The 10,987-nt window shown below is 66.1% G+C and carries 8 protein-coding genes; 7 read left to right on the top strand and 1 reads right to left on the bottom strand.

What is annotated here, in order from left to right:
- On the bottom strand, positions 1–1,105 hold a 1,105-nt coding region (locus tag VFC51_06000; protein ID HZT06564.1), incomplete at its 3' end, for an amidase family protein.
- Positions 1,106–1,342: 237 nt separating this feature from the next.
- On the opposite strand from VFC51_06000, the gene pgl reads away from it, so the two are divergent.
- From pgl to VFC51_06035, 7 genes are read left to right on the top strand one after another with little or no spacing between them, the layout of a single operon-like run.
- Positions 1,343–2,092: a 6-phosphogluconolactonase gene (gene pgl, locus VFC51_06005; protein HZT06565.1), complete on the top strand. Its 750-nt coding sequence runs from the start codon at positions 1,343–1,345 to the stop codon at positions 2,090–2,092.
- Positions 2,093–2,114: 22 nt separating this feature from the next.
- The gene (gene rpe, locus VFC51_06010; GenBank protein HZT06566.1) at positions 2,115–2,747 is read left to right on the top strand and encodes a ribulose-phosphate 3-epimerase; all 633 of its coding nucleotides are present in this window, start codon (positions 2,115–2,117) and stop codon (positions 2,745–2,747) included.
- Positions 2,740–3,423, top strand: a complete 684-nt coding sequence (rpiA, locus tag VFC51_06015; GenBank protein ID HZT06567.1) for a ribose-5-phosphate isomerase RpiA — start codon at positions 2,740–2,742, stop codon at positions 3,421–3,423. The genes rpe and rpiA overlap by 8 nt, the downstream gene beginning before the upstream one ends.
- A 23-nt stretch (positions 3,424–3,446) precedes the next feature.
- Positions 3,447–4,385 (top strand): decarboxylating 6-phosphogluconate dehydrogenase, encoded by a 939-nt coding sequence (gene gnd / locus VFC51_06020; protein ID HZT06568.1) that lies wholly within the window; start codon positions 3,447–3,449, stop codon positions 4,383–4,385.
- Positions 4,382–5,830, top strand: a complete 1,449-nt coding sequence (gene zwf, locus VFC51_06025; protein ID HZT06569.1) for a glucose-6-phosphate dehydrogenase — start codon at positions 4,382–4,384, stop codon at positions 5,828–5,830. The genes gnd and zwf overlap by 4 nt, the downstream gene beginning before the upstream one ends.
- A 49-nt stretch (positions 5,831–5,879) precedes the next feature.
- Positions 5,880–7,952, top strand: a complete 2,073-nt coding sequence (gene tkt, locus VFC51_06030; GenBank protein HZT06570.1) for a transketolase — start codon at positions 5,880–5,882, stop codon at positions 7,950–7,952.
- Between the two features lie 9 nt (positions 7,953–7,961).
- A complete protein-coding gene (locus tag VFC51_06035) occupies positions 7,962–10,832 on the top strand; it encodes a bifunctional transaldolase/phosoglucose isomerase (protein HZT06571.1) in 2,871 nt (956 codons plus the stop codon).
- Positions 10,833–10,987: the final 155 nt, after the last annotated feature.

Here is a 10,987-nt window from a genome sequence, read left to right on the forward strand (position 1 = left end):
CCACCAATCGGGCGCGACGATAGGGCAGCACCTGGGGTGAAAGCACGATATCCCGAAGGGTCCGCGCCGGCGCGTCTGGGTGGGCCGCGAGATACGCGTTCGTCGCCTCTTCGCTCTCGAAGGTGCCCTCCATGTCGGCCATGAGATCGAGGATCCCGGGAATCGCCAGCGGGTCCACCACATCGACGCCCAGGCCGGCCAGATCCCGCAGCGCGCGATCGATCACGTCGCGAATGCGCTGGTAGTCTTCCGCCTGCGGGTCGGTATCGGTGGCAAGGGCGTCCCGGATGACGCCAACGCGTACGTCGGGGAGAGCACCGCGCGTAAGAAAGCTCGTGTAGGTGGCAGGCACGTGGCCGACGCTCGACGCCGTAATCGGGTCATTTGGATCGTACCCCGCCATGACGTCCAGGAGGAGGGCGGCGTCCCGCACCGTGCGGGCCAGCGGGCCGAGGGTGTCGCGGGTCGGCGTCGCGGGCATCATCCCGAATCGGCTCACGAGTGGCAGCGTCGGCCTCAGCCCAACGATGCAGTTGCGCGCGGCGGGTCCGCGAACCGAGCCGAAGGTGTCCTCACCCACCGCCACGGCTGCCATGTTGGCGGACACTGCGACCCCCGACCCGGAGGAGGAGCCGCTCGGATCCCGGGCTGGATCGTACGGATTCCGACAGACGCCGTACGCGGAGCCCGCGTAGCCAGCGGCGAACTCGCCCATGTTGGTTTTGGCGAGCACGATCCCGCCCGCCGCCTTGATCCGCTGGACGACCGTCGCGTCGCGCTTCGGAACGAAGCCGCGAAACAGGGCGGACCCGTAGGTCGTCGGCATCCCCAGGACTTCCACCTGGTCCTTGATCGCCACCGGGATCCCATGCAGCGGACCTCGCGGGCCGGACCGGCGAAGCTCCGCGTCCAGCGCGTCCGCCTCGTCGAGGGCGCGCGAATTGAGCGATTGGATGGCGTTGAGGTTCGGGCCGCGCCTGTCGTAGGCCTCGATGCGGCGAAGGTACTCCTCGACGAGCGCGCGGCACGTCAGGGCGCCGGACTGCATCGCCGCGTGGATGCCGTCGATCGTCGCTTCCTGGACGTCGAACCCAGCTTGGCTCATCACGCAGCGATCCTCACTCGCCTGGCACCCGCGTTGCCTCGGTTTCGCGGCTCCCAGCCCATCGCCGATCTCCGACCAGGCGCATCATAAGTTTGCATTTGATGCACCGTCAACCATCACCGCTCGGCCTCCATCAGGACGCACCTGCGGGACGCTCCTCGCTCCGGAGTCGCGAGGCTCGCGGATCCGTTTGTCGCCTACAATCACGTGAACAGCGCAATTCGGGGGATGGAGAGCGTGCGAGATCGCCCCCCGTGGGTCGACGTGGCGGAGAGCTACGAGGCGATGAGTCAGCGCGCAGCCGAGCGATGGATTGCCTGCGCGGCCGAGGCGATGGACCAGCGGGGCCGATTCACGGTCGCCGTGAGCGGCGGCTCCACTCCTCGTCGGCTCTACGAGATCCTGGCGAGTCCGGAAGACCAGGCGCGAATGGACTGGACACGAACGGACGTGTTCTGGACGGACGAGCGCATCGTCCCCGCCGACGATCCGGACAGCAATTATCGGCTGGTCCAGACGACGCTGCTCGCTCACGTGCCAATACCATCGAGCAACATCCACCGCGTCCGGACGGAGCTCGGCGCGGCCGAGGCCGCGGAGGCGTATGAGCGAGAGATACGCGCGTGCTTCAACATCGCGGTCGCCCAGTGGCCGCGCTTCGACCTCTTGATCCTCGGCGTGGGCGAGGACGGGCACACGGCGTCACTGTTTCCCGGGAGCCCCGCTCTTCAGGAGCGAACGCGCATCGCCGTGGCGACGCCGCACGGGTCTCTCCCGCCGAGCGTTGACCGTGTGACCTTGACGCTCCCGGTCTTGAATGCCGCGAGAAACGCCGTCTTCCTCGCGTCGGGCGCGGCCAAGGCGCGGATCCTGCAGGGCGCGCTCGGCGGCGATCCGACAATCCCGGCCGCGCTCGTGAGACCCACCGACGGGACCCTATACTGGCTCCTGGACACCGCCGCGGCCGGCGCGGGGGCCGGGCGCTAGCGTGGTCGCGCGGGCGTTGGTCGTGCCGTCCATTCTCGCCGCCGACTTCACCTGTTTGGGCGAGCAGGTGCGCGCCGCGGCGGAAGCGGGGGCGGACCGGTTCCAGGTCGACGTCATGGACGGACACTTCGTTCCCAACCTCACCATGGGCCCGCTCGTTATCGAGGCCCTCCGACGCATCACCGATCTACCCATCGAGGTCCAGCTCATGGTGGAGGGGCCCGAGGGCCTGATCCACGACGTCATCAAGGCGGGCGCGGACATTGTTCAGGTCCACGTGGAGTCGACTCACTCCCTCTATCGGGCGGTTCGCACGATCGGCGATGCGGGGGCGCGGCCGGCCGTCGCCATCAATCCCGCGACGCCGATCGAGGCGCTGCGCGACATCATTCCCTTCGTGACCCAGGTGAACGTCATGACCGTTGAGCCGGGATTTGGCGGCCAGGCGTTCATACCCACGAGCCCGGACCGCATCCGCCGCGTGCGAAATCTCGCGCCCCACATCGAGATCGAAGTCGATGGCGGGATTGACGCCCACACCGCGCCGCTCGCCACCGAGGCAGGCGCCACCGTGCTCGTCGCGGGCACGGCCGTATTCGGGCACGTCGGGGGCGTCGCGCGGGGCATTCAGGCGATTCGAGACTCCCTTGTCTGACCGCGAGGAGCTGAAGGCCGCAGTGGCAACGCGGGCCCTCGACTTCGTTCAGCCCGGCATGGTCCTCGGTCTGGGATCGGGAACGACGATGCGGTATTTCGTCGAAGGCCTGGGCCGCCGCGTGGCGGAGGGAATGTCGGTGACCGCGGTCCCGACATCGCGCGCCACGGCCGCTCTGGCGAGGTCCCTGAAGATTCCGATCGTGGAGGATCCGCCACGCGGCGTAGATCTGGATGTCGACGGCGCCGACGAAATCGATCCCGAGCTGCGGTTGATCAAAGGCTATGGGGGCGCGCTTGTCCGGGAGAAGCTCGTCGCCGCCATGGCACGTCGAGTCATCATCATCGCCGACGCGTCGAAGCTCGTGCCGCGCCTCGGACGCGGGGTCATTCCCGTCGAAGTGATCCCGTTCCTCTGGCGCGCGACAGTCGGCCGCCTGTCGGCTCTGGGCGCCTCCTGCTCCGTGCGCGGCGGGACGGCGAGCCCCTTTCTCACCGACAATGGAAACATGGTGGTCGATTTGACTTTTGCCGAGCCGCCTGCAGACCCCAGTCGGCTGGCACGGCAGCTCAAAAAGACGGTCGGAGTGGTAGACCACGGGATCTTCATCGACCTCGCCGACACGTGCGTCGTGGCCGGAGAAGACGGACTTCGGATGCTGGGGTCAATTCCATAGTCGTGTGAGAGGAGCGGTGCGCCATGGAGTTGGGAATGGTCGGGCTTGGGCGTATGGGCGGAAACATGGTCTCCCGACTCCTTCGAAAAGGCCACCGCGTCATCGTCTACAACCGCTCCCCCGGTCCCGTGCGGGAGAAGCAGGCCGAAGGGGCCGTCCCGTCCTCGAGCCTGGAGGAGTTCGTGGCTCGGTTCGCGGACCGTCCACGCGTGATGTGGGTCATGCTCCCGGCCGGCGAGGTCACCACCGACGCGATTCGGCGCCTCGCGGGCGCGGCCGAGGCAGGCGACATCATCATCGATGGGGCCAACAGCAACTGGAAGACCGCCCTCGCCGACGCCGCTACCGTGAAGGAACGGGGTTTGCGGTACATGGACGCCGGCACCTCGGGCGGGATTTGGGGCATCGAGAACGGCTACTGTCTCATGGTCGGCGGCGCGGACGACGCCTTCGAGCACTGCCGGCCAATCTTCGAAGCACTGAAGCCCGATGATGGCGGACTCGTCCACACCGGCCCCGAGGGGTCTGGCCATTTCGTCAAGATGGTCCATAATGGAATCGAGTACGGACTCATGCAGGCGTACGCCGAAGGGTTCGAGATCATGCAGCGCTCGAAGACATTTCCGGATCTTGATCTCCACGGGATCGCCGACGCCTGGCGAAATGGAAGCGTCGTCCGGTCGTGGCTCCTGGACCTCATCGTGGATGGTCTGAGCAAGGATCCCCGTTTGTCACGCATACGGGGCTACGTCGAGGACACGGGTGAGGGGCGCTGGACCGTGGACGCGGCCATCGAGGAGGACGTGCCCGCCACCGTTATCGCGGCCTCGCTGTTCGCCCGATTTCGGAGCCGCCAGGAGGACACGTTCGCGGACAAGATGCTCGCAATGATGCGTAACGAGTTTGGTGGCCACGCGGTCGTCGCCGAGGATCCGGGGACGTCCCCAGCGGGTGCACCGTGACGGCGACGCCAACCGTCGCCCAGCTTGGGCTCCGCCCGACCACAACACTTTCGCCGCGAGCAGATGCCATCGTCCTCTTCGGCGCGACCGGCGATCTCGCGTTCAAGAAGCTGTTGCCCGCCCTGTACAACCTGGCGCAGAGCGACCGTCTCGACATGCCCATCATCGGCGTGGGGCGGTCCCAGTGGAACGATGCCAAGTTTCGGGACCGCGCTCGGGCGGCGGTCATCGCCAGATTCGGCGCGGTCGACGATGTGGCATTCGATCGGCTCGCGCAACGGCTCGCCTTTCTGCAGGGCGACTACCAGGACAGATCGACCTTCGATCGGCTCGCCGAGGCGCTGCGCGGCCACTCGCATCCCATGTTCTATCTGGCGATACCCCCCAGCGTCTTCGAGAGCGTGATCGGTTGCATCGCGGCAACCGGGCTCAACAGCGGATCGCGGGTCATCATCGAGAAGCCCTTTGGGCGCGACCTCGCGTCCGCCCGGGAGCTGAACGAATGCCTGCGGTCCGCCTACCCAGAGGAGTCGATCTATCGGATCGACCACTTCCTGGGAAAAGAAACGGTACAGAACCTCCTCGTCTTTCGGTTCGCGAACGGGCTGCTGGAGCCGATCTGGAATCGACGATACATCGCCAACGTGCAGATCACGATGGCGGAGGATTTCGGCGTCGACGGCAGAGGCGGGTTCTACGAAGAGGTGGGCGCGCTTCGGGATGTCGTTCAGAATCACCTGCTCCAGGTCGTCGCCCTCCTTGCCATGGAACCGCCCATCGGCGTCGACGCGGAGGACCAGCGCGACGAGAAGGTACGGGTCTTTCGCGCGACGCGCGCGATCGACCCATCGGAGGTCGTGCGCGGCCAATACGTGGGGTACCGTAAAGAGCCGAACGTAGACCCGAAATCCACGGTGGAAACGTATGTGGCGCTCCGGCTCGCCATCGAATCCTGGCGCTGGGCCGGGGTGCCCTTCTACATTCGGGCCGGAAAGCGCCTCGCCACGACCAGTCTCGAGGCCATCGTGGAGTTCCGCCAGCCGCCGAGGCTGCTCTTCGCTGACCCGCACATGCCCATTCCCCATCCGAACCACCTGCGGTTTCGGCTCGGCGGTCGGGACGAGGGCATCAGCGTCTCCCTGCAGGCGAAGGTGCCTGGTAGCGAGATTGCGACACGCCCCGTAGATCTCGGATTCACGTACGACGAAGTGTTCGGTGTCAACCGAATGGACGCGTATGAACGCTTGCTCGGTGATGCGATCGACGGCCATCCAGCCCTCTTTGCGCGGGAAGACAGTGTGGAGCAGACGTGGCGCATCGTAGAGCCTGTTCTCCGCGACCCTGGTCCCATCCATTTGTACGAGCCGGGGTCGTGGGGGCCGGCCGAGGCCGATGACCTGGCGGAACCGAGCGGGGGATGGCACAACCCGGGGGAGAGCTTCTGACGAACTGATCCCGGCAGGCTCGGACAACGAAAGGCACGGAGCAGAGATCATGCCGGCGACGGATCCCGACCAACTGGCGATCAATACCATCCGCACCCTATCGATGGATGCGGTGCAGGCAGCGAACTCCGGACACCCTGGGACGCCGATGGCCCTGGCTCCGGTCGCTTTCACCCTCTGGCAGTACTTCCTCCGCTTTGATCCCGACGACCCGATCTGGCCCAATCGCGACCGGTTCGTCCTCTCCAACGGCCACGCGTCGATGCTCCTCTATTCCTTGTTGCACCTGGCCGGCGTTCGTGCGGTTGACCCTGACTACGAGCGATTGGGAGAAGCGGCCGTCAAGCTGTCCGACATCCGGAGCTTCCGCCAGCTCGGTAGCAAGTGCCCGGGCCATCCTGAATACCACCTAACCTCGGGCGTCGAGACCACGACCGGTCCCCTGGGCCAGGGCGTCGCCACGAGCGTCGGCATGGCGATAGCCGGGCGATGGCTCGCGGCGACGTTCAATCGTCCTGGTTTTGACGTGTTCGACTACCGCGTGTTCGCGATGTGCGGCGACGGCGACATGATGGAGGGCATTTCCGGCGAGGCCGCGTCCCTGGCGGGACACCTCCGCCTCGCGAACCTCTGTTGGATTTACGACAACAACCACGTGACGATCGAGGGGCACACGGAGCTCGCCTTCAGCGAGGACATCGCCACGCGCTTCATGAGCTACGGATGGAACGTTACGCGCGTGGGCGACGCCAACGACATTGACCTGCTCAAGCGGGCGTTCGAGACGGCCGAACGCAGCCAGGACCGCCCGACCTTGATCATCGTCGACAGCCACATCGCTTACGGGGCCCCAAACAAGCAGGACACGAGCGCGGCCCACGGCGAACCGCTCGGCGAGGACGAGATACGCGCCGCCAAGCGTCGATATGGCTGGCCAGAGGAGGCGCATTTCCTCGTGCCCGAAGGGGTGCCCGAGCATTTTCGAAACGGGATCGGCGCGCGCGGCCATGCGCTTCGGACCGAATGGGAAGCGCGGTTCCGGGAGTATCGATCACAGTTTCCGCTCCTCGCCGATCAGGTGGAGCGGATGCAGCGGCGCGAGCTTCCGGACGAATGGGAGAGCGACCTGAAGCCATTCCCGGCGGACGCGAAGGGGATGGCAACGCGGGATTCCTCCGGCATCGTGCTGAACACCCTGGCCAAGCGCGTCCCGTGGCTGATCGGCGGAGCCGCGGACCTCGCCCCATCCACCAAGACGCGACTCGACTTTCCTGAGGCGCACGATCTGGAAGCCGATTGCCCTGGCGGGCGCAACCTTCACTTTGGCATTCGTGAGCACGCGATGACCGCCATCGCCAATGGCCTTGCGCTGGCCAAGCTACGGCCGTATTGCTCGACGTTTCTCATCTTCAGCGACTACGCAAAGCCGGCGATTCGCCTCAGCGCGCTCATGGAGATTCCGGTCGCGCACGTCTTTTCGCACGACTCCATCGGTCTCGGCGAGGACGGGCCAACCCACCAGCCCATCGAGCAGCTGGCGGCGCTCCGCGCAATTCCCGGCCTCATCACACTTCGGCCGGCGGACGCCAATGAGGTCATCGAAGCGTGGCGGGTCATCCTTCGGCTTCGACACCAGCCGGCCGCCCTCGTGCTGACTCGCCAGTCAGTGCCCACGATCGATCGGAGCGTTTACGCTTCTGCCGAAGGCGTCGCTCGGGGGGCCTACGTCCTCGCCGACGCGGACGGCGCGAGACCCGACGTGCTCCTGATCGGCACGGGAAGCGAGGTCAGCCTGTGTCTCTCGGCGTTCGAGCAACTCAAGCGCGATGGGATTCGCGCCCGAGTGGTCAGCATGCCTTCGTGGGAGCTGTTCGAGCAGCAGAGCCAGGAGTATCGGGACCACGTCCTGCCGCCCACCGTCACGGCGAGGATATCGGTGGAGCAGGCTTCCACCATCGGCTGGGATCGCTACGTCGGATCCGAAGGTGTCCACATCGGCATGCACACGTTCGGCGCGTCGGCGCCTCTCAAGGAGCTGCAGCAGAAATTCGGGTTCACGCCGGACCGAATCGTCGCAGTCGCGAAGCAGATAGCCCAGGCGGAACGCCGCTCGGTCGGCTGAGGAGGAGCGATGGCAATCGACTCGCGCAATCCGGTCCTTCGACTTCAGGACTTCGGCCAGTCCGTCTGGCTGGACTATCTTCGCCGGAGTCTCATCACGGAGGGCGGGCTTCAGCGGCTGATCACCGAAGACGGTCTTCGCGGCGTGACCTCGAACCCATCCATCTTCGAAAAGGCGATCGGGGGCAGCACCGACTACACCGACGCGCTGAAGCGGCTTGCGGGTCAGCAGGACCGCGACGCCATGGAGATCTACGAAGAGCTGGCGATTGAAGACATTCGCGGCGCCGCGGATATCCTTCGGCCTGTCTACGACGCAACCGGTCGCCACGACGGTTACGTCAGCCTGGAGGTATCCCCCTACCTTGCCCACGATACGGCGGGAACCATCGACGAGGCGCGTCGGCTATGGACCACGGTCGAGCGGGAAAACCTCATGGTCAAAGTGCCCGCGACGCCGGCAGGTGTGCCGGCGATCAAACAGCTCACGGAGGAGGGGATCAACGTCAACGTCACACTCCTGTTCGGCCTCGAGATGTACGACCAGGTGGTGGACGCGTATCTGGCAGGCCTGGAGGCTCGCTTGGCCGCGGGACGCCCCCTGGACCACATCGCGAGCGTTGCAAGCTTTTTCGTGAGCCGCGTGGACACCGCGGCTGATGCGCTCATTGCAGAGCGGCTCGCGAATAATCCGAGCGGGCCCGACCGCGCGCGGCTGCAGGGACTTCTCGGCAAGGTCGCCGTCGCCAATGCGAAGCTCGCCTATCAGCGATACAAGGAACGATTCCGCGGGCAGCGCTGGGACCGACTCGAGCAGGGCGGCGCGAAGCCGCAACGCCTGCTTTGGGCGAGCACCAGCACCAAGAACCCGGCGTATCGCGACATCATGTACGTCGCGGAACTGATCGGACCGGACACGGTCACCACAGTCCCACCCACCACCCTCGACGCATTTCGCGACCACGGAGATCCCCGACCAACGCTGGAACTCGACGTGGTCGAAGCCCAGGATGTCATGGATACGCTCCGATCGGTCGGGATTGACCTGCGCGCCATCACCGATACATTGATGGAGGACGGCGTGCGGCTCTTTGCCGAATCCTTCGACCAGCTCCTCGGCGCCGTCGAGGAGCGCCGCCGCGAGATTCTCGGGCGTTGCATCGACCGTCTGACTGCGAAGCTGCCGAACCCATTGGATTCCGAGGTGATGCGGACCGTCGAGAGCTGGCGAGCGCAAGGGAACGTGCGCAGGCTTTGGCAGCGAGACGCGTCACTCTGGACAGGCGCCGACGAATCACGGTGGCTTGGCTGGTTGGGACTCGTAGAGGAGCAGAAGGAGCGCGATTCAGTCTTTCAGCGGCTTGCCGAGGACGTGCGACGCGAGGGCATTTCGGACGCTGTTGTGCTGGGGATGGGCGGTTCCAGCTTGTGTCCAGACGTCCTGGCAGCCACGTTCGGCAAGACCGACGACTACCCCCAGCTCATCATCCTAGATTCCACGGACCCTGACCAGATCCGCCGCGTGGAGCGGGCCATCGATCTGGCGACTACTCTCTTCATTGTCTCGAGCAAGTCCGGTACGACGCTCGAGCCGAACATTCTTGCCGACTACTTCCTCGATCGGGTCCGGACCGTTCTGGGGCCGGATCGCGCCGGGCAGCGCTTCCTCGCCATCACCGACCCCGGTTCCGCGCTTCAGACCTTTGCCGAGCGGCAGGGATTCCGAGCCACGTACTTTGGCCAGGCGACCGTCGGGGGGAGATATTCAGCGCTCTCCGACTTCGGCATGGTGCCTGCCGCGCTCTCGGGTATCGACGTGCCGCGCTTTATTGAGAACGCGGACGTTATGGTCAACTCCTGCGCGGCGAGCGTGCCCCCGAAGGAGAACCCCGGCGCGGTGCTGGGGGTCATCCTCGGCACCGCGGCGCTCCAGGGCCGCGACAAGGTCACGCTCGTCTCGTCGCCGGCCATCGCGTCCCTTGGCGCCTGGATAGAGCAATTGCTGGCCGAATCTACGGGGAAAAGGGGCACCGGGCTGATCCCGATTGATCGCGAGCCTCTCGGAGCGCCGGACGTGTATGGCGCCGACCGCGTATTCGTCTACACGCGGCTCGACTCCGCGCCGGACGCGACGCAGGATCGCGCGATCGCAGCGATCGAGGAGGCTGGGCACCCCGTCGTGCGCCTGGCGGTGGCGGACACCTACCAGCTCGGCCAGGAGTTCTTCCGTTGGGAGATGGCGACGGCCGTCGCTGGATCCATCCTCGGTATCAATCCGTTCGATCAGCCAGACGTCGAGGCCAGCAAGGAGGCCACACGGCGCCTATCTTCGGCGTGGGAGGAATCCGGCTCCCTTCCCGCCGACTCACCCATCGCCGAAGAGGACGGTTTGCGGCTCTGTGCTGGCCCCAATCACGCCCAAACGCTGAGCGCGATGGTGGGGCCCGGCGCGCGGCTGATCGATATCCTTCGCGCCCACGTCGACACGTTGCGCTCGGGCGACTACTTCGGCATCCTCGCCTTTCTCGATCACAGCGAGGCGCTGGAGAGCCGCCTTCAGCGCCTGCGCCGGCTCGTGCGCGACCGCAAGCGCGTGGCAACCGTGCTTGGGTTTGGCCCGCGCTACCTCCACTCCACGGGCCAGGCCTACAAGGGCGGGCCGAACAGCGGCGTGTTCCTTCAGATCACGGCCGATCGCGCGGAGGACATCTCCGTACCGGGCCATCGATACACCTTCGGCGTCGTCCAGACCGCACAGGCCCTCGGCGACTTCCAGGTGCTGAGCGAACGCGGCCGCCGGGCCATCCGCGTCCACCTTGGAGGCGACGTGAGTCGTGGGATCGACCGCCTGGAGCTCGCTCTGGACGAGGTGCTCTCGTAGCGGGCTAACGCCCACCCGAAGCGCCGAGGATAGAGACTGCCGCCGGTCCCGTCATGGTCGTCGCAACGTGGTCTATCGCTCGCCCGGTCCGCGTTCCGAGGACAAAGAACGATGCAAGGGCCACCAGGGAGACGGCGCCGAGCAGCATGGCGTAC

It is taken from the genome of Chloroflexota bacterium, assembly GCA_035652535.1.
Lineage (GTDB): Bacteria > Chloroflexota > UBA6077 > UBA6077 > SHYK01 > DASRDP01.

Coding starts and splice junctions, on each gene's coding strand:
- tkt (HZT06570.1), top strand. CDS start 5,880: ATGCCGGCGACGGATCCCGACCAACTGGCGATCAATACCATCCGCACC.
- VFC51_06035 (HZT06571.1), top strand. CDS start 7,962: ATGGCAATCGACTCGCGCAATCCGGTCCTTCGACTTCAGGACTTCGGC.
- gnd (HZT06568.1), top strand. CDS start 3,447: ATGGAGTTGGGAATGGTCGGGCTTGGGCGTATGGGCGGAAACATGGTC.